Source organism: Rhizobium sp. Root482, from assembly GCF_001426565.1.
GTDB lineage: Bacteria > Pseudomonadota > Alphaproteobacteria > Rhizobiales > Rhizobiaceae > Pararhizobium.
Window position 1 is genome coordinate 104,419 of sequence record NZ_LMFA01000021.1, and the last position, 21,277, is coordinate 125,695.

Consider the following 21,277-nt stretch of genomic DNA (forward strand, 5'->3'; position numbering starts at 1 on the left):
GGGCGAAAAGCCACCGATGACAGACATTATTTCCAGCGATTGGGCTGAACTCGACGCAAACAACACGAACCCAAGCCCGAATGGCGTACAGGGCGGTTTTTCACCTTCCACAGTTGCGCCGATCATCCGGAACATTCGCGGTGCGGTCAAACGCGCATATGTACAGGCAAACGCCCTTGTCACATCAACCGGCAGTGCGAGCGCCTATGTCCTGACATATGGTCAAGCCCCGGCAGCTTATGCCAAAGGCGTTGTGATCCGGTTCTATGCCCACATCACCAATACCGGCGCGGCAACGATAAACGTGAATTCACTCGGAGCCAAAAGCGTCTTGTCTTGGCATGGCGTTGCGCTCACGGCTGGACAGATCAAAGCCGGTAGCATCATTGAGGTTGTTTACAACGGCACAAGTTTCGTTGTCATCTCGAATGAAGTGCATAACGCCAAGTTCACCGGCAACACCAGCTTCGGCGATATCGCGGCAAACAATGCGGCTTTCACTGCTGTAACCGCCAACAACGTGACCCTGACTGGTCAGTTGAACGTTCCCGCCGCTCTTGGCGTTTCTTTCGCAAACAACGACAATCTGACATTTGATGATGGCACGAACACCTTCACCTTCATCGCGGACGGCGGCGTAGACAAAGCGGTAGTTTCAGCCGGTGTACTCAAACTGACTGGTACGTCTAGCGTTCTGCAAATGGATACGCCCGCTGGCGATACCACGAGCGATCCATATTTTACATTCAACAGGAACGGTGTTCGCTCTGCCTATATTCAGCATAGGGCTGGAACCACAGAAGCGGCAGGTCTCCGACTTTATAACGACGCCACCAACGATATGTTCTTGCTGAACAACACGGACAGCGTGAACGCCCTGAAGTTTTACGATAGCTCGGCAACAACGTACAACACGGTTTGGCATAGCGGAAACGATGGCACCGGTTCCGGTCTTGATGCCGATTTGCTTGATGGTCGCGATTCAACCAGCTTTTACCGGGACAATGCGACTTTCGTCACATCCGGTAATATGACCATTCAGAACACCGGTCCGGTCATTTCATTCATCGAAACAAACGACGCATCGAACTGGCGTTTGTATCTGAATGGTGGTGTTTTCCAGCTTCAGCAAGACGATGCTGGTGATGGTACGTTTGAATCACCCCATGCATTCGCATTTGACCGTGCCGCTCTACGCGCTGAAATTTGGGGACAGAAGGTCTGGACAGCTGGCAATGATGGTGCAGGCTCGACGCTTGATGCCGATTTGCTTGATGGTCAGCAAGGCACGTATTTCCTTGATCTAGCGAATTCGACAGGCACCCTTCCGAATGCTCGCATTTCAGGAAATTATGACGGTATCGACTATTTGACGGCAAATCGCGTTCGCGCATTGTCTACTTCAGACCTTTCGGAAACTTCAACCGCTCATGCATTCCAAATCGGTGCGACGACCGGCGCAAATATTGCCATGGATACGAATGAATTTTTTGTTCGTAATAATGGCGCTCTGTCAACCGGCGCATTCTACTTCAACAGCGGCGGCGCATTTGAGTTTACGACTCCGCTCGGTTTCAAAGTCAACAGTGATTTGTTCGTTCAGGGCACTGCACCGGCAATCAAATTCATCGATCAAACGTCCGGTTCCTATTCCGCTCGCATGCGCGTTGACGGCAACAACGTCTACTTCGATTCATCAACAGATGACGTGACTTTTGGTGAAGTTTTCCGCTTCGAACTGGACACCAAACGCGGCTACATTTCCAGTTCACAAATCGCCACGGCGGCAGCTGGAACGGCATATGATGCGGCTCGCCTTGGTGGTGTTGCGGCGGCTTCTTACGCAACCACGGCTGCTATGAACACCGCGCTTGGTCTGAAGGCAAACTTGGCTTCCCCGGCACTGACTGGAACGCCTACTGCCCCGACGCAAGCCACTGGCAACAGTTCAACTCGTCTCGCAACCACTGCATTCGTGAACGCTCAAATTTCTTCTGACCTTGTTGGATATGCGCAATTTTATACGGGTTCTACGCAAGACCTTACGAATTTCCCTGTTGGGCAGCTTTTGGCGGTGATGGGTTCGACGGTGAACAGGAATCAAACAAGCCCGATCTATTTGAGTGGTTCGGACACAAGAGCTTACGTTACGGCAGATAACGGCGGTGCGGCTTTGTCCGGTACTTGGCGCTCGTGTGGCATCACAGAAAGCGCTCGTGGAACTTTTCAAAGAACGGCATAATTAAGGAAATTTCTATGACAACTCCAATTCTACATGAAGTTACAAAAGTATCTGCAACACAAGATGTTGATGTTTATATCGTAAACGTCGATCTAACCGATATGAACGGCGAACGATACGTCTGTGATTATTGCAGTCGTCCGGACGATAGTTTCGGTCTCAATCCAATTATCCGCGCATGGCTGACTGATAATCCGGATTTCCCGATTGATCCTTATGTTCCGCCTGCCGAACCGACAGCGGAAGAGCTACGCGCAATGATGCCGCCTATCAGCCCACGTCAATTGCGGTTGGCACTGGTCAGGAACGGTCATTCGCTCGCCAGCGTGGATGCTGCTATTTCGGCACTGCCGGATGGTCAGGAAAAGGAAGAATCCCAAATTGCGTGGGAGTACGGCACATCGTTCGAAAGGCTTAGCCCGACACTACAGGCTGTTGCAGGCGCACTTCAGATGGCACCGGAAAGCGTCGATGTGATGTGGTCGCAGGCATTGGCGATCTAAACGCTACACATCGGCGAACCATAAATACGTCTGGAACTCTCCTGTTTCACAACGAAAAAGCCCGCTATCTTCCGAGAAGCGGGCTTTTCTATGATACAAGACAATCGGTCTGGTCAGTTGCAGCCGAATTGGTTGCATGTCCCATTGAATGAATCTCCATCCGAATCCATGCCGGAATAAATCGTAGTTCGACCAATGCGCTGTTGGTTCATATTCCAGCTGTTGCCGTCTGAATCGGTTCCCGTGGTGTAAGTGCTGCTACCCGCCCGAATGGAGTTTTGCGACCACGTCGAACCGGTATAAGCATTCGAACCGTTCATAATCGTGGTGTTGCCAAGTCGATTGACTGTGTAGCTATTCCCATTGGTATCGATGCAACTCTGAAGACTACCGCTTCCGATGCAGGTAGCTTGAGCGCCGGTCGAAAAAGCAGCCGCCAAAAATACGCTTAAAATAATACGTTTCATGTTAAAAACGCTCCCTCTTAGGTGATCGAAGCATACCGTGAACACATAGGAAAATGCCAGACATTCCTTTCGGGACGCTGGCATTTTCTGTTTGGACTAACGGTGGCAAAACTTGATTTGATTACAAGTTATTTTTCAATGGTTTAGGTGGATTTTCCTTGACCAACATGTAAAGAGTTGGTATAATCAGGATACCGCTTTGAAATATAATAAGAACGGTTACAAGCGGACAAAGGCTTAGCCCTCAATCCAATTCCACATCAACAACGCTGAATCCATCGACATCGAAAATGGTGTTCAGTTTCGTTGCCAGATTTTCAGCCGGTTTACGCGAGACATAACAAGTTCTCTGGTAAATTACCGGCTGGTCTGCTGGACGCCGATCAGTCGTCAAATTGAACGGCTTCCCTTCATAAAGCACCACGAACAGCCCTTTGGCTACCAGCACCTTTGTTTGAGGCTTGCCGGTATCCGATCCGGTTGAAAGCAGAATGTCAGGTGCAGTTCTCATTGCGGTACCTCGATTTGTTTATCATCTCCATATTTATCGCTGTTAAATATCGGTAGTCTTTGACGCCAAGCCGTTAGTGAAGACGGCTTTTGCTGGCATCGATTATCGCACCTATTTCCGAAGCTGATTGCTTCACTTGGTCAAGAGCATTCGCCATGCTGTTCTTCAGCTTTTCGATGAGCGTTGAGCGCTCCGAAGCCGACAGTTCAGGAATTTCGTTAAGCTCCAATTGAGCGGTTGAAACATCCTTTATCCCTGTATCATCATCCGCCTTTGGCTGAAACGAAAAGCCAAGTTCACGCCACGTCTTACCAATCACTGACTCGTCGTGATTATGCTTGAGGTAACGCGACCTCATATAAGCTGAACGTGTAATAGTCGTGTCTGGTCGCTTGCAGGCATTCCAGATTGCAGGCTGTGACATCGGAACATCAGACGCGGTTGCCGCCTGATAACTTGACGGGAATACGCCAAACGGCGTGCAGAAATCACCATCGTACCGCATCTGCTTTCCGGTCAGTCTTTTGCGTGAATTTTCGCGAGCTTCATCAGTGATGACGCGAACCCCGCCACCAGCTGCACGGATGTTGTAATCAGGCCCCTTGGTGTCAATGTGAAATTGCTCCCGGTCTCGCAACTGATCAAAGTTGCAATATTCAAGCACCGAAAATGAGATGGCGCTATTCCCGCAATTCAGTTCGTTGAAGTCGCACTGCATTGCCGGAACGTGGTGACGGTTGAGGTGCAAATCGCGCTTATGATGGTACACCCGGGACTTCAAATTTTGGCTTGCTCCAATGTAGGTTTTTCCGTTTACGGTGAGCGAGTAAATGCCAGTGGTAGTGTTATTGATAGTCATCTGAAAGTTCTCCTTATTTCGATAAAATTATTTAGTCGCCAAGGGTTTTTCAGACATGCTATTTTGACCTATTTTCGCAGCTAATTTCATTTTATTTCGATAAAATCATAACTTTTTTCATCAATCAAACCGGATGCAAAATCCGAGAACTAGGAACATAACAAACCAATATGAATTCTGGAATTTATCAAATCGAAAACAAATTCACTCTCGAAAAATATGTCGGATCATCGATCAACATCAAGCGCAGGGTATGGCAGCACTTCAACGACCTGTCTCGCAATAGTCACCAGAACGGCTTACTTCAGAACGCTTATAACGCCCATGGAAAGGATGGGTTCGAATGGTCTGTGTTACAGGAAGCCAACAGGGAAACGCTGAAAGCTGTCGAACAAACCTACATCGATAGCGGTGAATTCAGCTATAATATTGCAAACAAATCGACAGGCGGATTTGCCGTTTATCTGCATCCTCGAAAAGCGGAAATCCTTCAGAAGCGAAGCAAAGGTCTGACAGGTTTGAAGCGTTCAGACGAGACTCGCCGAAAGATCAGCGAAGCGCGAGCGGGTAAGTATAGCGGCGCGAACAATCCCAACTTCGGTAAGGAACGATCAGCCGAAACTCTGAAGAAAATTTCCGAAGCGAACGGTGGTGAGCGGAACTACAAATTCACCGGCTATTACGTGACACCGTGGGGAAAGTTCGCCGCAACGACCGAAGCTGAAAAGGCTTGCGGCAACCGAATGTCACAAAGGTCAATATATGGGCATTGCCTGAAACCTGATGCGATCATCAGCGCCGTTGCCTATGGCAAAGTCAAATATCTCAATCAGCATTTTGACCGTTCAATCATCGGTCTCAAATGGCAAGACATCGGTTTTGGCTTCGAACCGGCAGGGTTGTGAATTCTCTAAATATCACGACTGAAACCGGGAACGATACAATGATTGAATTCGCCATACTGCCAACCGATGGCGAACTGACAAACTGGATTGAGACCGTGCATGTCGCGGTCTCTTTCGACCTTCACTCATGCCACTACAGCCCAAATGCCCGCGAATTCACAACCGACGAAATCGAACGGCTGTCGCGCAATGCATTCCGGATGAAGTGTCCAGCGACCGGTGAAAGCTTCACCATCGGCATCTTGGCAATGAGCGACAAGGTTCGTGACAAGCCAGAGGCCGCACAGAAGCACATTCGAAACTATCTTTCGCACCCCATACGGTTCATCATCGCCAAGGATATTGAACGCCAGTCAGCCGCCCATTGAGGCGGCTTTTTCGTCCTTGCCATAAACTGCCAATAAAAGTGCCAATTATTTGAGTTTTCACATAATGGCGGTCCAATCAGCCCTTCGGAAATGATCGCCGCTAATTGTTATTGCTATTCAGTCACTTACCTGCCGCGCATCCCTTGACTCCCCTCATTTTCCTCTCTATCTTCCTTTCATTATCAACACCAAACCGACCACACCCCGGTCTATCCGCGCGAGGTGGTCAAACGGGCGCTGGAACTGTCGGCAACGGCGCTGATTCTCGTGCACAATCACCCTTCCGGAGACCCGACGCCATCGCGGGCAGATATCGACATGACCAAGATGATCGTCGATACGGCAAAGCCGCTTGGCATCACCGTTCACGACCACATCATCATCGGCAAGGACGGCCATGCCAGCCTGAAAGGGCTGCGGCTGATCTGACGGGCGTGGTCCCGATCTCCCCCGGCACGCCGGCGGAATGCGACATTCAACGGCGGGCATGAAATCCGCGGCATTGCGTATATTTTGTTAAGCCCTGTAATTGACCATCTTGAGCAGCGCCACCAATCTGCCGCATCGATTCTCTCTTCATCATTGGAAACGTCATGAACCAGTATGATCTCGTGGTTGTGGGAAGCGGACCTGCCGGGCGCAGGGGCGCCATCCAGGCCGCCAAGCTGGGCAAGAAGGTTCTTGTCGTCGAACAGGGAAAGCGGGTCGGCGGTGTCTCCGTGCATACCGGCACCATCCCTTCGAAAACTCTGCGCGAGACCGCGTTGAACCTTACGGGCTGGCGCGAGCGCGGCTTCTATGGGCGCTCGTACCGGGTCAAGGAGGAGATCAGCGCCGCCGATCTGCGCCGCCGGCTGTTGATCACGCTCGATCACGAGGTCGATGTGCTGGAACACCAGTTTGCCCGCAACCGTGTCCAGCATCTGCGCGGCAAGGCGAGCTTCATCGATCCGCAGACCCTGCAGATCGTCAAGGACGACGGTGAGGTGATGCAGGTCTCCGCCGTCAGTATTCTTCTTGCCGTCGGCACCAAGCCGTTTCGCCCCGATTACATCCCCTTCGATGGCAAGACCGTACTCGACAGCGATGAGTTGCTGGAGATCGACGATCTGCCGCGGTCGCTCGCGGTCATCGGCGCCGGCGTCATCGGTATCGAATATGCGACGATCTTCAGCGCGCTCGATACGCAGGTCACCCTGATCGACCCCAAGGCAACTATGCTCGACTTTATCGACAAGGAAATCGTCGAGGATTTCACCTATCAGCTGCGCGACCGCAACATGAAGCTCAATCTCGGCCAGAAGGCCGACAAGGTGGAGCGGCTGCCGGATGGAAAGTGCGCAATCACGCTCGACAACGGCCGTGTCATCCATTGCGAGATGGTGTTGTTTGCGGCGGGCCGCATGGGCGCCACCGATTGGCTCAACCTTCCAGCCGCCGGGTTGCAGGCCGACAGCCGCGGACGCCTCAGCGTCAATCCGGAAACCTTCCAGACATCGGTGCCCAATATCTACGCGGCCGGCGATGTCGTCGGTTTTCCAAGCCTTGCCTCGACCTCTATGGAACAGGGTCGGATCGCGGCGCGCGTCGCCGTCGGCGCCATCGCCAAGGAGCCGCCGAAATTCTTTCCCTACGGCATCTATGCCGTGCCGGAAATCTCCACCTGCGGCCTGACCGAAGAAGAGGTCAAGGAGCGCGGCATTCCCTATGAATGCGGCATCGCCCGTTTTCGCGAAACCTCGCGCGGCCATATCATGGGGCTCGATTCAGGCCTTCTGAAAATGATCTTCTCGCTGAAGACCCGTCGCCTGCTCGGCGTCCATATCGTCGGCGAAGGGGCGACCGAACTCGTCCATATCGGCCAGGCCGTGCTGAACCTGAAGGGCACGGTGGAATATTTCGTCGAAAATACCTTCAACTATCCGACGCTTGCCGAAGCCTACAAGATCGCCGGCCTCGACGCCGGCAACCGGATGGGCGAAGTTCAGAAGCCATAGGCGACGGCATTTACTATCTGGCGGAAACTGCCTTTAAACGGCCCTCTCCTCACCAATCGCGTTGCTGCGTTCGAGCCGCCGCGGTCAAGGGCTTCATCTGTGCCCGGCGCCATCCCGCTTTTCTGAAGACGGCAAAAAGGCCGCCCCTTGCGGGACGGCCTTTTTAAATCTGTCCGTAAAGACCGAATTATTCGGCGCTGTCGTCGGCGGCCTTTTTCTTCGGCGCAGCCTTCTTCTTCGGAGCGGCGGCTTCTTCGCCTTCAGCGGCGTCAGCCTTGGCAGCCTTCTTCTTCGGCGCAGCCTTCTTTTTCGTGTCGGAAGCGTCGTCCTCGTCATCGGCCATCAGCTCTTCCTTGCTGACGGTCTTGTCGGTGACCTTCACTTCGGACAGGAGGTGATCGACGACCTTTTCTTCGAAGATCGGCGCGCGCAGCGAAGCGGCGGCACCCGGGGTCTTCTGGAAATAGTCGATGATCTGCTTTTCCTGGCCCGGGAACTGGCGCAACTGCTCGAACAGCGAACGCTGCATTTCGTCGTCGCTGACCTGGACGCCGGCCTTCTCGCCGATTTCCGAAAGAACGAGACCAAGGCGGACGCGGCGCTCGGCAAGCTTGCGATATTCGGCGCGGGCTTCCTCTTCCGTCGTGTCTTCGTCGGCGAAGGTCTTGCCGGCCTGTTCCAGATCGGTGTTGATCTGGCGCCAGATGTTCTCAAACTCGGCGTCGACGAGGCGCTGCGGCGTGTCGAACTGGTAGAGTTCGTCCAGCTGGTCAAGAATCTGGCGCTTGACCTTCTGGCGGGTCATCGAGCCGTACTGGCTTTCGATCTGGCCGCGAACGACTTCCTTCAGCTTGTCAGCCGATTCGAGGCCGAGCTTGGTGGCAAGATCGTCGTTGATTTCAACGGCAGCGGCGGCGGCCACGTCCTTGACTTTGATGTCGAAGGTCGCTTCCTTGCCGGCGAGATTTGCTGCCGGATATTCAGCCGGGAAGGTAACGGTGATCACCTTTTCATCGCCAGCCTTCAGGCCGACCAGCTGCTCTTCAAAACCGGGAATGAAACGGTTGGAACCGAGAACGAGTTCGGCGTCCTCATCCTTGCCGCCGTCAAAGGCTTCGCCGTCGACCTTGCCGAGATAATCGATGGTGACGCGGTCGCCGTTTGCGGCCTTGCCCTTCTTGGTCTCGTAGGTGCGGGCGTTCTCGGCGATCTTGAGGATCTGCTCGGTGACTTCGGCTTCGTCGATCTCGACGATCTCGCGCGTCACCTTGACGCCGCTGATGTCCTTGAGTTCGATCGCAGGAATGATCTCATAGGCCAGCGTGAATTCGAAATCGGCTTCGGCGCTGAGAATCTTGTCGGCTTCCGCCTCGTTCTCGGTCATCGCGATTTCCGGCTGGGTCGCTGACTTTTCGCCGCGCTCCGACAGGATCTCGGTCGGCTTGTCGCGAACGAGTTCGTTGACGATTTCCGCCATGATGGATTTGCCATGCATCTTCTTCAGATGGGCGACGGGCACCTTGCCGGGACGAAAGCCGTTGATCTTGACCTTGCCCTTGGCATCCTCAAGACGCTCGTTCATCCGAGCTTCCATGTCCTTGGCCGGAATGACGACCTTGAGTTCGCGCTTCAGCCCTTCAGCGAGCGTTTCGATAACCTGCATGTTCAAACCTTCATTTCACGTTGACAGGGCTCTGTCGGTGTCTTGTACACGAGCATTCGAGCCGATCCATTTGCCGGGAGTGGCTTTACGCAAATCAGTCACCGTTTTGCAAGCAAAATGGCGCCGTCTTCTCGATCGACGCCAGGACAAGCCCGAACGTCCCTTCATTCTGGTGCGGGTAGAGAGACTTGAACTCCCACGCCTTGCGGCACCAGAACCTAAATCTGGCGTGTCTACCAATTTCACCATACCCGCGTTCAGAAAACCGCAGCGCCTGATCGCATCGGCACAGGATAAAGGCAGCGCGATCGCGCAAACGCTCATCCTGCGCCGGGTCCAGGGCGTTCCCGAGCGCGGCGTCTCTATATCACCCGTTTCCGGTGGATCAAAGGAAAAATGCGGAAGAAGGCCGGGTTCCCGTCATTTGGCCGACATAAGAGCGAATCGAACTAGTAAAGAGGCTCCTGGTAGAGCGGGTTTCCCTCGATGGCGATCTCGCGGATCTGCGCTGTACCCCTGTCATCGACGCGCACCGTCACCGACAGGGTGTGGCTGTCGCGCGCCTCTTCCAGCGGCTTTCCCTGCCCTTCCGGCACATAATAGCGTTCGATCCCATAATCGACATTCAGGAATGCCGGTGGATCGGTGGACGGATAGAAATTGAATGGCGCGCTGAGCATGACGACCGATCCCTGTTTCGGCGGCAAGGGATCAAATGCCGCTTCCGACACCGCCCAGAAGCCGTCCGGCTGCTTTTCGAGCCGCACGGAAAGCTGCGCGGTTACGGGATCGGCGGGAAAGCCGCCGCTCACCTTGGATGAGGGAATACTGGAGACGTCGTAGGAAAGGATCACATAATCGCCGCGCAGCAGGTCGCGCGGATCGACCGGTACGCTCTTAAGGACCACTTCGCTGCCATTGCGCAGGATCGAGGCGCGGCTTTCGATCATATAGCCGAGAAAGACGGTCTGCAGCAGGGCCACGAGCAGGGCGGCAAAAAGCGGGCGGATCAGCCGATTGTTGCTCATCTCAGGCTTCCTTCAAGGCGGGTTTTGCCGAAAGCCGCTTCTCCAGCCGGATCACCAACCAGGCGATCAGCCCGACGACCAGGCCGGAAATCAGGAAGAAGCCGGACGTGCCGAGGATGCTGCCAAGCGTCTCGGAGGCCAGATAGAGGGTTTCGACGGAAAAAACCGCATAACCGAGAAACCGCACGGCGCCGTTCACCCGGCCGGCAAGGACGATGCCGCCGAGCGCCACGGCAAGCGTCGTCGCGCCGATGGCAATCTCCTGTGCCAACCCGTTGACCTCGCCGTGGAGGACCGCCAGACCCATCACCGCAAGGGCGAAACTGTAGAAAGCCGGGGCCGCGCCCGTCTCCCGGGCAAGACGATGGAGGGGCGATGCGGTAAGGCTTGCCAGCAGAAAGGCCACGAGGCCAAGCGCGAACAGGGCGAAGGCCAGCCAGCCGCCACTGATCTCGAGTTGCAGCCAGCCGAGCCATGCGAGGGCGAGCAGATAGGCCAGATGCCGCGCCACGCCGGCCTGCGTATAGCGCACCAGCGCAATCACGATCACGACCAGTGCCGGAATGAAATAGAGTGAGCCGTTCCCGCCGAAATAGGCGTCGTTATCGAAGATCAACTGACCGAACAGCGCCCAGGCGAGAAGGCCGCACAACACGGTGACCGCCGCCGACCGGAACAGGAATGCCACCAGGCAGGCCGCCGCAAACCAGGCAAGCAAAGCGTCGGCCGCATCACCCGAAAGATGATACATCTGCCCGACAAGCGCGATGGCGCCGCCAAAACACATGGTCGCCAGCACCAGCAACGCGGCGCCGATGGCCGAGAAACCGCGAGCGAAACAAAGGGCAGCGGACAGATAGAAGGTCCAGATCAGCGCAACGATGCCGACAATGCGGGCCAGCCGTGGAATGGCTTCCCAGTTCGCCGCCACCAGAAGGAGAATGGCCGAGCCCAGAAGCACCGCCGCCAGAATCAGCAAAACCCGGCCGGCGCTGAAAACGGATGGCCGCGCATCATATTCCGCCAGCATGGCGTCCGCCGCCCGAGCATCGAGCATGCCCATGGACACCCAGTGCCTGAAGTCCTTCTCGATACGCCCCCGGTACATGACCGATCCCTCCAGCCGCGTGCTGCGCAAAACATAGCATAGCCAACCGCAATTCCTAGACGGCAGCCGCCGTAGCCGCCACGCGATCATCGTTAACGTAATATGAAGACTTTCATGCAATCCTCGAATAAACAGCAGGCACGGCCGTCGCAAAACACCCATGCACAGATCGCATGGCATCTATGATAATATTGCACTGCACAAATTTCGCCGCCGGGCCTATATTGAAATCAACAAGACGGAACGAGATCAGCGCAAGCGATCGGGGCCGTCCGCGGCGAGACCAGCCGCTTCCGCGCAAGTGCGGAGAAGGTCGGCGTGCCGAAAGGCACGCTTCATAGAATTCGAAGTGACGCACTCCTCCTCCCAGCGTCATTTCGATCCGACGGGCAACACTCCTCCTCCCAGTTGCCTGTCACCATAAATGACGCCCGCTGGATCTCCTCCCCCAGCGGGCGTTATTGATTCTTCCCTGTAAGAATTTTCCTTTTATTTCAAAATACTGGCGCAGGTCGCCAGCGTACGCCGGAGCGGTGGAAAGCCAGCCATGCAATGGCGGCATTGGTGCCATTCGCTATTGTCTCTATCCTGTCCTGCCCGGGTGATCTAAAGTCAACTCAACTTCGAGGCAGCGCACTCCTCCTCCCAGCGCGCCTTGATGGGATCGGCAACACTCCTCCTCCCGGTTGCCGATCAGAACAGGCAACGCCCGTCGGATCTCCTCCCCCGACGGGCGTTGTTTTGCGTTTTGCACCTCTCACGCTTTGACGATTTGGAATAGACGGCACAGGCCGCGATCGCCCATATTTTGGTCAAAACGCGTCAATCCTCCTACCGAGGTCTGCAAGCGCTGCATGGGTGCGATGCACCATTATCTCTGTAAATTCCAGCCGTGAAAGACTATATCCCAGCCATCAGATGAGGCCGGCAAGGGTGCTGGCAAAACCTTGGAAAGGACCAGCATCATGAACATTGCTCGCTCGTTCAACAATTGGCGCAAATACCGTCAGACCTGCAACGAACTCGGCCGCATGAGCGACCGCGAACTCAGCGATCTCGGCATCGGCCGTGGCGACATTCAGTACGTCGCCCGCCAGGCCGTCAAGTAATCAGGCATGGGCCGGGCGACCGGCCGATGCGAAACTGCCAAACGCCCTCCGGCTTCCGTCGGAGGGCGTTTTTCTTTGCGGGATGCCTCTCACCGCCATAAGTCATGGCGGCTTTCACCAATTCAACCATTACCTGCGAGCGTTAGTTTTGCCGCAACGCAGCATGGTTTGCCAATCGGGCATCAGGCCACAGGTGGCGACCGCCTCTGTTCAGTCTTCGCGTCCATTTCAATCCGGCAATAAGCGATCATTTGGAAATTGCGGCGAAACACCTTTATTCTCGGCTTTTTCAGGGCAGGATTACGGCAACACCCCGCCTTGGTTCATGGCGTTAGTCCTGAACAAAAAACGAGCTGAGCACTGCACAAATGCATAGCAGATGCCGCTTCTTTGCACTCCATTTTTTCCCGTCATAGGGGTATAAGACTAGCAACGAGGCAGACAGATGGCTGTCGGCTCGATGTTCTTGAGGAAAAGACCATGAACCCGATTCGTGTCGCAAAAAACTGGATCAACTACCGCCGCACCGTTGCCGAACTGGGCAACCTGTCCAACCACGCCCTGTCGGATATCGGTATCACCCGTTTCGACATCCGCAACATCGCATCGCGCTCCTACCGTTAATCGGAACCGGAGTGTCGAGAGACTGAAAACGGCACCACATGGTGCCGTTTTGATTCCAGCTCCCTGCTCATGGCGGCCCCTGTTCATGGCGGATAGCGATTGCCCGGTTTCCTTCCCGGTCGCCATGCTCTAATAAGCGGCCCATGACAGATAGATCTTCCCATTCCCCCATTCACATCATCGGCGGCGGTCTGGCCGGCTCGGAAGCGGCCTGGCAGATTGCAGAGGCCCGCATCCCGGTCATCCTGCACGAGATGCGTGGCGTGCGCGGAACAGATGCCCACAAGACGGATGGACTTGCGGAACTGGTCTGCTCCAATTCCTTCCGCTCGGATGATGCCACCAGCAACGCCGTGGGCGTCCTTCATGCGGAGATGCGGCTTGCCGGCTCGCTGATCATGTCGGCGGCCGACAGGCATCAGGTCCCGGCAGGCGGGGCGCTTGCCGTCGACCGCGAGGGATTTTCGCAGGCTGTGACCGCAGCGATCGAGAGCCATCCGCTGATCACCGTCCGGCGCGAAGAGATGACCGGCCTGCCGCCGAAGGAATGGGACCTCGCCATCGTTGCCACCGGCCCGCTGACGGCGCCCTCGCTTGCGAGCGCCATCCAGGCCGAGACAGGCGCCGACGCCCTGGCCTTTTTCGACGCGATCGCGCCGATCGTCCATACCGAGAGCATCGACATGGACATCTGCTGGTTCCAGTCGCGCTACGACAAGGTGGGTCCCGGCGGCACCGGCAAGGACTATATCAACTGTCCGATGGACGAGGCGCAGTACAATGCCTTCGTGGATGCGCTGGTCGCCGGCGACAGGACCGGGTTCAAGGAATGGGAAGGCACGCCCTATTTCGACGGCTGCCTGCCGGTCGAGGTGATGGCCGAGCGCGGCCGGGAGACGCTGCGGCACGGGCCGATGAAGCCGATGGGGCTGACCAATGCCCATAATCCGACCGTCAAGGCCTATGCGGTGGTGCAGTTGCGCCAGGACAATGCGCTTGGCACGCTCTATAATATGGTCGGTTTCCAGACCAAGCTGAAATATGGCGCCCAGGCCGAGATCATCCGGATGATTCCCGGTCTCGAAAAGGCGGAATTCGCCCGGCTCGGCGGCCTGCACCGCAACACCTATATCAATTCGCCGATCCTGCTCGATCAATCGCTGACATTGAAGAGCCGTCCGGGACTGCGGTTTGCCGGCCAGATCACCGGCTGCGAAGGCTATGTCGAAAGCGCCAGCATCGGCCTGCTTGCCGGCCGATTCGCCGCCGCAGAGCGCAAGGGGCAAGCGATCGTGGCGCCGCCGGCGACCACCGCCTTCGGATCGCTGCTTCACCATATCACCGGCGGCCACATCACCTCCGACGACGAACCGGGCAAGCGCTCGTTCCAGCCGATGAACATCAATTTTGGGCTGTTTCCGCCGCTGGAGCCGGGCGCTATCGTCAAGCCGGAGGGCGTCAAGCGCTTTCGTGGCAAGGACAAGACCGTGATGAAAAGGCAGCTTCTCGCCGAACGCGCCCTTGCCGACTGCGCCACCTGGCTGAAGGGAATCTAGGCCGAAGGGTCTGCTTTCAGGTCCAGTTGCGGCTGAAAACTGTCGAGCAGCCAGAGCGAGACTTCGGCCGTGATCTGGGCCGTGCGGAATTCATACGTGCCGTCCAGCTGCGGGAAATCGATAAAATGGACTGCAAGCCCCTGGCCGCTCGGTGCGTCTTTCACATTGACCTTGCCCGCCTCGATCACATGGCAGGCATAGTGATGCCCCTGGGAGATCATGAAACCGGCCTTGCCGTCGTAGAGACGGACGAAATAGGCCTGTTCATCGGCCGTTGCATGGATGGCTCTGATCGCTTCTTCCGGAAAGGCACGCCCGAAATCGAGAATCGCCAGTCCGGTGTCCGGGTCCTGCCGGTCATTCTCGGCGCGTGTCCTCATGCGCAGGTAGAAGAAGCCTGCGAGCAGAATGCAGATGATGACGATCGGCCAGATCATGGCGCCGGTTCCTTTCACGCCGTTCCCAGACTATAGAGCCGCGACTTTATAGAGCCAAACTTGCGCCAATGTCCCGCCCCCGCGGTAGAGTCGAGCGCCTCCCTGTTCCAACCCTACCATCTGCCTGTGCGCGCGGTTCTCCACATCCACCACTGACGGCGCCATTGTGCAGGCAGGATCGAGCGCTCGAAAAGTCCGGCGCCCGCCCGTTCGGCGCGATCGAACACGGGCTCGGCCAGTGCCAGTGCGGTAAAGGCATGGCGGTTGGCAGCCGAGATCCTTGCCGCATCGGCGCGCGCCTTGGCGAGGTGCTCGCGGCCAAGCCCGGCGAAGGCGCGAATGGCAAGGCCGATCGCATCCTTGTCCTCGCCCGAAAGGAAAGTTTCCCGGGTAAGGCCCGTTGCGGCAAGCAGGTCGGCGGGGAAATAGACCTGGCCGCGACGGCGATGCTGCGGCAGCAGCAAAAGCAGGCCCGCAACCGTCTGGGCAACGCCGGCATGGCCGGCAGCGACCGCCGATTGTGGCGCGCCTGCCGGATCAAGAACAAGGCTGGCGAGCTGGATAAGCGCGGACGCGGTTTCGCCGGCATATCCCTCAAGCGACGAACGGCTTTCCATCGGGTCGTCGTAAAGATCGAAGATGCGGGCATCGATCATGTCCTGGAGGACCGGGATGGGCAGATCGTGCGCCTCGATGGCGACAAGCAACGCTTCGGCGAGAGGATGCCCGTTGGCGCCGGCGCCGGTTTTATCGTAGAGCACGTCGCGCCACCATTGCAGGCGGATTTCACCGGGCAGCGGTTCGCGCACGATATCGCGTATGCGGGCAATCTCCGCGTGGAACGCATAGAGTGCCGACAAGGGGCCGCGCTTGTCCGGCGGCGACAGAAGACAGGCGAGATAACGGTCGCGATCGCTGATGCGCAATGCACCAAGAGACTGGTCGTAGTCCGCCTTGCCGGATGCGGGAAGATTTTCGGGAATGGTCATGGTTCAAACGGCTATGAATGCGGCAGCCACGGCGCGGGATTCGGCCAGCATGATATTATAGGTACGCACCGCCGCCCCGGTGCTCATCGGATCGGACGAAACCCCGTGCTGCCGCAACTGCGCCTTCAACTCCGCCGGCAAGGGCCGGATATCCTTGCCCGTTCCCACCAGCAGCACCTCGATCTCCGCTGCCTCGCTGAAGACGCGCTGGAAGTTGGCGACGGTCAGCGGATCGCCCTCCTCCATGTCCCAGCCGTAAATGCCGGACGGCAGCATGAGCAAGGAGCCGCGATGCGACATATCGGCAAACCGAAATCCGCCATTGCCGTAGCTGTCGATCGGCGCCCGGCCGGGGAAATGTGCATTGCGGATCTTTATCGGCTTGCGCATATCGATCAGGCTCCCTTGCTCGCATCCGCGCCTTCGGGTTTGCCTGCATTGCTTCCCGGCGCCGCGTGCCGCAGCTTGAAGAGGATCAGAACCGGGCCTGCGACATAGATAGACGAGAAGGTCCCGACGGCAACACCGAACAGCATGACGAAGGCGAAGGCCTGGATCGCCTCGCCCGCGAAAAGGGAAAGCGCTGCAAGCGCCAGCATGGTCGTCGCGCCGGTCAGCACCGTTCGCGACAGTGTCTGGTTGATCGAGGTGTCGATCAGGATCGGCAGAGGCATTCGCGGGAAGAGCCTGAGATTTTCGCGCACCCGGTCATAGACCACCACCGTGTCGTTCAGCGAGTAGCCGACGATCGTCAACAGGGCGGCGATGCTGGTGAGATTGAACTCCATGCCGGTAACGACGAAAAGACCGAGGGTCAAAAGCACGTCGTGCAATGTGGCAACGATGGCACCGGCGGCAAACTGCCATTCGAACCGGAACCAGATATAGAGAAGGATCGCGGCCAGCGAGGCCATGACCCCAAGCGTCGCCGCCGCTGTCAGATCGCCGGATATTGTGGGACCGACGACCTCGACACGGCGGAATTCATAGGCATCCTCCAGTTCGCCCCTGATGAGGACCACCGAGGTCTGCTCGGCATTCTCGCCGCCATCGCGCGCATGCACGCGCACCACGACATCGCGAGGCGACCCGAACGGCTTTACCGTGATCTCGCCAAGATTGAGCTCGTCCAGCCGCGCGGTGATATCGCCGATATCGGCATTCCCCTGGCGCGCCTTCAGCTCGATCACGGAGCCGCCGGAGAAATCGATGCCGAGATTGAGACCGACGGCGCCGAACAGCAGCATGCTCAGAACAGAGAGCACGGCCGTCAGCGAGAACACGTAATTGCGGATGGCCATGAACCGGAACCCGGTGCCGTCGAACAGCCCGGTGCGGATCCCCTCCGGCAGATGGGTCGGCCGGCGGCGTTGCAGCCATACGTCCAGCATGACGCGCGTGAGCGTAAAGGCGGTAAAGAGCGTCGTGACGATACCGATGGCAAGCGTGACGGCAAAGCCGCGCACCGGCCCGGTGCCGAGGAACAGAAGGACGATGGCGGCGATCAGCGTGGTGATATTGGCATCGACGATGGCGGCGAATGCGCGGGAAAAGCCGAACTCCATTGCATCGCGGACCGAGCGGCCGTGGCGGGCCTCCTCGCGGATACGCTCATAGATCAGCACATTGGAATCGACAGCCATGCCGATCGTCAGCACGATGCCGGCAATGCCCGGCAGGGTGAGCACCAGGCCCATCGCCGAGAGAACGGCGATGATCATCACCACATTGAGCGCGACCGCCAGGCTGGCGATCAAACCGAAAAATCCGTAGAAGCCGAGCATGAACAGGATGACAAGCCCGGCGCCGATGGCACCGGCAACCAGGGTGGAGTGAATTGAATCCGCGCCGCGACCGGCTCCGATCGATCGTTCCTCGACGACGGTCAGCGGCGTCGGCAAGGCGCCGGCGCGCAGCATCAGCGCCAGATCCTCGGCACCCTCGACGCTCATGGGTGCCGCAAGCTGAACGGTCCCGTCGGTGATCGCCTTGCGCACCAGCGGTGTCGCGATGACGGCGCCGTCGAGGACCACCGCCAGGGTAACGCCGGCACTATTGGCCGTGGCATCCGCAAACCGCGCCGCAGCTTGCGGCGAAAAGCGCAAATTGACGACGGGATCTCCCGACTGCGCGTTGATGGCCGCCCTCGCCTCGATGATATCGGCGCTGGCGACGATCGGTTGCCGGCGGACAAGATAGCCGATCGGCGGATCGTCGGCCGAATAGAGAATTTCCGAACCCGCCGGCGGTTGGCTGGAAACCGCATCCTCGACCGGCATCGACATATCGATGGTGCGAAAGGACAACGCAGCGGCCTGGCTGAGGATATATTTCAATTGTTCCGGATCGGCGCGCCCCGGCAATTGCACGGTGATGCGGTCAGCGCCACGCTTGCGGATTTCCGGGTGAAGCGCGTCAAGCCCGGCGAGGCGACGGTGAAGGATGGGGACAGCGTCATCGAGGGCCGCCGTCATGCGCCGCTCGATGCCCTTGTCCGTCATTTCGAGATGAAGGACACCATCGGCCGCACTTTTGAGGATGACCTCGGCGGCTTTATCTTCGGCGGCCTCGGCCTGCGAAGCGGTCAGGGGTTGAAGGGCCACCTGCGCGGCCTGCATTTGTGCCGGATCGCGCAGGCGAAGGTCAACGGATTGGCCGGTGCCCGTCAGATCAAAATAGCCGATATCCGCTGCCCGCAATCGCGAGCCGACAGCCTCGACGAGGGCTTCTAGCCTGGCCTCGACCACATCCTCGCGCTCGATCCTCAGCGTGATCTGCGATCCGCCCTGAAGATCGAGCCCCAGCCTCAGCCGGTTTTTTGTGAGCCAGCCGGGCAAACCATCAAGAATGCTGCCCGGCAATGCATTCGGTAGCGCGACCAGGATGCTGACAAGCACCACGAGCCAGACGATGAAGGTTTTCCAACGGGAAACATACGGCATGAGGCTCTCGGACCTGTCTCTTCAAAGCCGGCCGGCAATGGCCGCGCTTGCTGCCTATTCCTTGAGCGGTTCGCCCTTCACGCGAACTTCGCTCACACCGCTGCGCAGCACGCGGATCTTGATACCGTCGGCGATCTCGACTTCGAGTTCGCTGTCATCGACGACCTTGGTCACCTTGCCAAGAATACCGCCGCCGGTCACGACCTGATCGCCACGCCGGATGTTCTTCAAAAGCTCCTCGCGACGCTTCATGTTGGCGCGCTGCGGGCGAATGATGAGAAAATACATTACCACGAAGATCAGCAGAAACGGCAGGATCGACATGAGAATATCGGCGCCGCCGGCGCCTGCGCCGGGTACTGTCTGGGCGAATGCTTCGGTAATGAACATCTATCACTCCTTGGGATGCGGCTCGGGCGGACAATGCCCCTGTCAAGACCGCCGAAATATAGGAAAGGCTGATATGAATGCAATAACAGACCAACCCGCTCTCGTTCAGCCTCTTACAGCAAATTGCCTGAAGGCGAAGCACTTTCTGCCGGATTTCGCCTCTTTTACCGTTCTCCGGCCCATGCTACCGGACGGACCTGCGGAGATGACGAAGGACAGCCACGACGGCTTGGAGGATATACATGCAGGATACGAAAATCGACGTTCTGATCGCCGAAATGCGCAAGCTTTCCGAAGCCATCGAGCGGATTGCCGGTCCGGCCCCCGCCGTCAACGACTGGAATGCCGCGGAGTGTTTCGTCTGGTCGCCCCAGCGCCTGCATCTGCAGCCGGTCGCCAAGCCGAACCGGGTCGAACTGGATTTGATCCAGGCGGTGGACCATGTCCGGGACATCCTGTTCGACAATACGTTGCGTTTCGCGCAGGGCTTTCCGGCAAACAACGTCCTTCTCTGGGGCGCGCGGGGCATGGGGAAATCCTCCCTCGTAAAGGCTGTACATGCAAGCGTCACTCGCGACCGGCAGACACCCCTGAAGCTCGTCGAGGTGCACCGCGAGGATATCGCCACGCTGCCGACGCTGATGGAAATCCTCAAGAGCGCGCCGGTACCGATCATCGTCTTCTGCGACGATCTCTCCTTCGATCATGACGATACGTCCTATAAGTCGCTGAAGGCGGTTCTCGATGGCGGGATTGAAGGTCGGCCGGCCAATGTCCTGCTCTATGCGACATCCAATCGCCGACATCTCCTGCCGCGCCACATGATGGAAAACGAACAGTCGACGGCCATCAATCCTTCCGAAGCCGTCGAGGAGAAGGTGTCGCTTTCGGACCGTTTCGGGCTCTGGCTCGGTTTCTACAAATGCAGCCAGGACGATTACCTGGCGATGATCGACGGCTATGCCGCCCATTTCGGGTTGGGAACCGACCGGGCGCAGATGCATGCCGAAGCGCTCGAATGGAGCACGACGCGAGGCGCCCGCTCCGGACGCGTCGCCTGGCAGTTCATCCAGGATCTCGCCGGCCGTTCGCACAAGAAGATCGATCTCTCCTGAGCCACTGCCCAAGCTTCACAGGTCAGCGAGGCGTCGGCGTATAGGGATGGAAGGCGACATCGATCCAGAAACGGGCGAATCCCTCGGCAAACCGTCGATAGCCGCCGAGCGAAGAAGGTTTTAGCGCGTAGGCATTGGCGCCTTGCGCATAGGACAGGTGGACATCGGCCGGATTCATTGAGGATGTCAGAACGATGACGGGAAGGACCGCCGTCTTCTTGTCGGTGCGAATGCGCTTCAGCAGTTCCATGCCATCGGTGCCCGGCATGTTGATATCCAGCAGCACATAATCGAACAATTCCCCCGAGAGGCACCTCGCCGCCGCGTCGCCATCGGCGATATGCGTAACTTCCAGATCCTCGGTGACGTCGGAAAACGCCCGGATGACGAACTGCGCGTCGATCGGATCGTCATCGACGACAAGCAGCTTTTTGGTCCGGTTTTGCAAAAGTCTGGCTTTCTGC

General features: G+C 57.4%; 21 protein-coding genes, 1 tRNA gene and 1 pseudogene. 10 read left to right on the forward strand and 13 right to left on the reverse strand.

Annotated features, from left to right (window positions below; translation table 11 throughout):
• Positions 1–16 precede the first annotated feature (16 nt).
• Together ASD31_RS14665 and ASD31_RS14670 are read left to right on the forward strand one after the other, a co-directional pair.
• Positions 17–2,242 (forward strand): hypothetical protein, encoded by a 2,226-nt coding sequence (locus ASD31_RS14665; RefSeq protein WP_056335049.1) that lies wholly within the window; start codon positions 17–19, stop codon positions 2,240–2,242.
• 14 nt (positions 2,243–2,256) lie between these two features.
• Positions 2,257–2,745: a hypothetical protein gene (locus ASD31_RS14670; RefSeq protein ID WP_082520575.1), complete on the forward strand. Its 489-nt coding sequence runs from the start codon at positions 2,257–2,259 to the stop codon at positions 2,743–2,745.
• 113 nt (positions 2,746–2,858) lie between these two features.
• Here the strand turns inward: ASD31_RS14670 and ASD31_RS25540 are convergent, their stop codons facing one another.
• The 3 genes from ASD31_RS25540 to ASD31_RS14680 all read right to left on the reverse strand — a co-directional run bounded on the left by ASD31_RS25540 (position 2,859) and on the right by ASD31_RS14680 (position 4,582).
• Positions 2,859–3,212, reverse strand: a complete 354-nt coding sequence (locus ASD31_RS25540; protein ID WP_082520576.1) for a hypothetical protein — start codon at positions 3,210–3,212, stop codon at positions 2,859–2,861.
• Between the two features lie 244 nt (positions 3,213–3,456).
• Positions 3,457–3,723 carry a hypothetical protein gene (locus tag ASD31_RS14675; protein WP_056335053.1) on the reverse strand — a complete coding sequence of 89 codons (267 nt, stop codon included), beginning with the start codon at positions 3,721–3,723 and terminating at the stop codon, positions 3,457–3,459.
• A 73-nt stretch (positions 3,724–3,796) separates the two neighbouring features.
• Positions 3,797–4,582 (reverse strand): hypothetical protein, encoded by a 786-nt coding sequence (locus ASD31_RS14680; protein WP_056335056.1) that lies wholly within the window; start codon positions 4,580–4,582, stop codon positions 3,797–3,799.
• 170 nt (positions 4,583–4,752) lie between these two features.
• Between ASD31_RS14680 and ASD31_RS14685 the strand changes: the two genes are divergently transcribed.
• From ASD31_RS14685 to sthA, 4 genes and pseudogenes are all read left to right on the forward strand, one after another.
• Entirely contained in the window at positions 4,753–5,487 is a 735-nt protein-coding gene (locus ASD31_RS14685; RefSeq protein ID WP_056335059.1) for an NUMOD3 domain-containing DNA-binding protein, read from the forward strand.
• 38 nt (positions 5,488–5,525) lie between these two features.
• Entirely contained in the window at positions 5,526–5,855 is a 330-nt protein-coding gene (locus tag ASD31_RS14690) for a hypothetical protein (protein WP_056335061.1), read from the forward strand.
• Positions 5,856–6,038: 183 nt separating this feature from the next.
• Positions 6,039–6,284, forward strand: a pseudogene (locus ASD31_RS14695) (JAB domain-containing protein); the annotation flags it as partial.
• 164 nt (positions 6,285–6,448) lie between these two features.
• The gene (gene sthA / locus ASD31_RS14700) at positions 6,449–7,852 is read left to right on the forward strand and encodes a Si-specific NAD(P)(+) transhydrogenase (RefSeq protein ID WP_056335068.1); all 1,404 of its coding nucleotides are present in this window, start codon (positions 6,449–6,451) and stop codon (positions 7,850–7,852) included.
• A gap of 187 nt (positions 7,853–8,039) precedes the next feature.
• On the opposite strand, the gene tig is transcribed toward sthA, so the two are convergent.
• From tig to ASD31_RS14720, 4 genes are all read right to left on the reverse strand, one after another.
• Positions 8,040–9,515, reverse strand: a complete 1,476-nt coding sequence (gene tig, locus ASD31_RS14705) for a trigger factor (protein WP_056335070.1) — start codon at positions 9,513–9,515, stop codon at positions 8,040–8,042.
• Between the two features lie 170 nt (positions 9,516–9,685).
• Positions 9,686–9,770: transfer RNA gene (locus ASD31_RS14710), tRNA-Leu, on the reverse strand.
• Positions 9,771–9,964: 194 nt separating this feature from the next.
• Positions 9,965–10,543 (reverse strand): GDYXXLXY domain-containing protein, encoded by a 579-nt coding sequence (locus ASD31_RS14715; RefSeq protein WP_056335073.1) that lies wholly within the window; start codon positions 10,541–10,543, stop codon positions 9,965–9,967.
• A 1-nt stretch (position 10,544) separates the two neighbouring features.
• A complete protein-coding gene (locus ASD31_RS14720; RefSeq protein ID WP_056335075.1) occupies positions 10,545–11,651 on the reverse strand; it encodes a DUF2157 domain-containing protein in 1,107 nt (368 codons plus the stop codon).
• Between the two features lie 965 nt (positions 11,652–12,616).
• Between ASD31_RS14720 and ASD31_RS25545 the strand changes: the two genes are divergently transcribed.
• The 3 genes from ASD31_RS25545 (at position 12,617) to trmFO (ending at position 14,940) form a co-directional block, all read left to right on the forward strand.
• Positions 12,617–12,760, forward strand: coding sequence for a DUF1127 domain-containing protein (locus ASD31_RS25545; RefSeq protein ID WP_082520577.1), 144 nt, complete (start codon positions 12,617–12,619; stop codon positions 12,758–12,760).
• 480 nt (positions 12,761–13,240) lie between these two features.
• Entirely contained in the window at positions 13,241–13,384 is a 144-nt protein-coding gene (locus ASD31_RS25550; protein WP_082520578.1) for a DUF1127 domain-containing protein, read from the forward strand.
• Positions 13,385–13,527: 143 nt separating this feature from the next.
• Positions 13,528–14,940 carry a methylenetetrahydrofolate--tRNA-(uracil(54)-C(5))-methyltransferase (FADH(2)-oxidizing) TrmFO gene (trmFO, locus tag ASD31_RS14725; protein ID WP_056335079.1) on the forward strand — a complete coding sequence of 471 codons (1,413 nt, stop codon included), beginning with the start codon at positions 13,528–13,530 and terminating at the stop codon, positions 14,938–14,940.
• Here the strand turns inward: trmFO and ASD31_RS14730 are convergent.
• The 5 genes from ASD31_RS14730 to yajC all read right to left on the reverse strand — a co-directional run bounded on the left by ASD31_RS14730 (position 14,937) and on the right by yajC (position 19,698).
• On the reverse strand, positions 14,937–15,377 hold the full coding sequence (locus tag ASD31_RS14730; RefSeq protein ID WP_056335082.1) for a hypothetical protein: 441 nt from the start codon (positions 15,375–15,377) through the stop codon (positions 14,937–14,939). The two genes, trmFO and ASD31_RS14730, sit on opposite strands and share 4 nt — an antisense overlap.
• Before the next feature lie 113 nt (positions 15,378–15,490).
• On the reverse strand, positions 15,491–16,366 hold the full coding sequence (locus ASD31_RS14735; RefSeq protein ID WP_056335086.1) for a phytoene/squalene synthase family protein: 876 nt from the start codon (positions 16,364–16,366) through the stop codon (positions 15,491–15,493).
• A 3-nt stretch (positions 16,367–16,369) separates the two neighbouring features.
• Positions 16,370–16,756: an Mth938-like domain-containing protein gene (locus tag ASD31_RS14740; protein WP_056335088.1), complete on the reverse strand. Its 387-nt coding sequence runs from the start codon at positions 16,754–16,756 to the stop codon at positions 16,370–16,372.
• Positions 16,757–16,761: 5 nt separating this feature from the next.
• The gene (gene secDF / locus ASD31_RS14745) at positions 16,762–19,308 is read right to left on the reverse strand and encodes a protein translocase subunit SecDF (RefSeq protein ID WP_056335092.1); all 2,547 of its coding nucleotides are present in this window, start codon (positions 19,306–19,308) and stop codon (positions 16,762–16,764) included.
• Between the two features lie 54 nt (positions 19,309–19,362).
• Entirely contained in the window at positions 19,363–19,698 is a 336-nt protein-coding gene (gene yajC / locus ASD31_RS14750) for a preprotein translocase subunit YajC (RefSeq protein WP_056335095.1), read from the reverse strand.
• Between the two features lie 242 nt (positions 19,699–19,940).
• Between yajC and ASD31_RS14755 the strand changes: the two genes are divergently transcribed.
• Positions 19,941–20,813 (forward strand): ATP-binding protein, encoded by an 873-nt coding sequence (locus ASD31_RS14755; RefSeq protein ID WP_056335098.1) that lies wholly within the window; start codon positions 19,941–19,943, stop codon positions 20,811–20,813.
• Positions 20,814–20,835: 22 nt separating this feature from the next.
• On the opposite strand, the gene ASD31_RS14760 is transcribed toward ASD31_RS14755, so the two are convergent.
• Entirely contained in the window at positions 20,836–21,261 is a 426-nt protein-coding gene (locus ASD31_RS14760; protein ID WP_056335101.1) for a response regulator, read from the reverse strand.
• Positions 21,262–21,277: the final 16 nt, after the last annotated feature.

Excerpts from the sequence above, each read along its gene's own strand:
- ASD31_RS14665 (WP_056335049.1), top strand. The coding sequence starts at position 17 with ATGACAGACATTATTTCCAGCGATTGGGCTGAACTCGACGCAAACAAC.
- ASD31_RS14670 (WP_082520575.1), top strand. The coding sequence starts at position 2,257 with ATGACAACTCCAATTCTACATGAAGTTACAAAAGTATCTGCAACACAA.
- ASD31_RS25540 (WP_082520576.1), bottom strand. The coding sequence starts at position 3,212 with ATGAAACGTATTATTTTAAGCGTATTTTTGGCGGCTGCTTTTTCGACC.
- ASD31_RS14675 (WP_056335053.1), bottom strand. The coding sequence starts at position 3,723 with ATGAGAACTGCACCTGACATTCTGCTTTCAACCGGATCGGATACCGGC.
- ASD31_RS14680 (WP_056335056.1), bottom strand. The coding sequence starts at position 4,582 with ATGACTATCAATAACACTACCACTGGCATTTACTCGCTCACCGTAAAC.
- ASD31_RS14685 (WP_056335059.1), top strand. The coding sequence starts at position 4,753 with ATGAATTCTGGAATTTATCAAATCGAAAACAAATTCACTCTCGAAAAA.
- ASD31_RS14690 (WP_056335061.1), top strand. The coding sequence starts at position 5,526 with ATGATTGAATTCGCCATACTGCCAACCGATGGCGAACTGACAAACTGG.
- sthA (WP_056335068.1), top strand. The coding sequence starts at position 6,449 with ATGAACCAGTATGATCTCGTGGTTGTGGGAAGCGGACCTGCCGGGCGC.
- tig (WP_056335070.1), bottom strand. The coding sequence starts at position 9,515 with ATGCAGGTTATCGAAACGCTCGCTGAAGGGCTGAAGCGCGAACTCAAG.
- ASD31_RS14715 (WP_056335073.1), bottom strand. The coding sequence starts at position 10,543 with ATGAGCAACAATCGGCTGATCCGCCCGCTTTTTGCCGCCCTGCTCGTG.
- ASD31_RS14720 (WP_056335075.1), bottom strand. The coding sequence starts at position 11,651 with ATGTACCGGGGGCGTATCGAGAAGGACTTCAGGCACTGGGTGTCCATG.
- ASD31_RS25545 (WP_082520577.1), top strand. The coding sequence starts at position 12,617 with ATGAACATTGCTCGCTCGTTCAACAATTGGCGCAAATACCGTCAGACC.
- ASD31_RS25550 (WP_082520578.1), top strand. The coding sequence starts at position 13,241 with ATGAACCCGATTCGTGTCGCAAAAAACTGGATCAACTACCGCCGCACC.
- trmFO (WP_056335079.1), top strand. The coding sequence starts at position 13,528 with ATGACAGATAGATCTTCCCATTCCCCCATTCACATCATCGGCGGCGGT.
- ASD31_RS14730 (WP_056335082.1), bottom strand. The coding sequence starts at position 15,377 with ATGATCTGGCCGATCGTCATCATCTGCATTCTGCTCGCAGGCTTCTTC.
- ASD31_RS14735 (WP_056335086.1), bottom strand. The coding sequence starts at position 16,366 with ATGACCATTCCCGAAAATCTTCCCGCATCCGGCAAGGCGGACTACGAC.
- ASD31_RS14740 (WP_056335088.1), bottom strand. The coding sequence starts at position 16,756 with ATGCGCAAGCCGATAAAGATCCGCAATGCACATTTCCCCGGCCGGGCG.
- secDF (WP_056335092.1), bottom strand. The coding sequence starts at position 19,308 with ATGCCGTATGTTTCCCGTTGGAAAACCTTCATCGTCTGGCTCGTGGTG.
- yajC (WP_056335095.1), bottom strand. The coding sequence starts at position 19,698 with ATGTTCATTACCGAAGCATTCGCCCAGACAGTACCCGGCGCAGGCGCC.
- ASD31_RS14755 (WP_056335098.1), top strand. The coding sequence starts at position 19,941 with ATGCAGGATACGAAAATCGACGTTCTGATCGCCGAAATGCGCAAGCTT.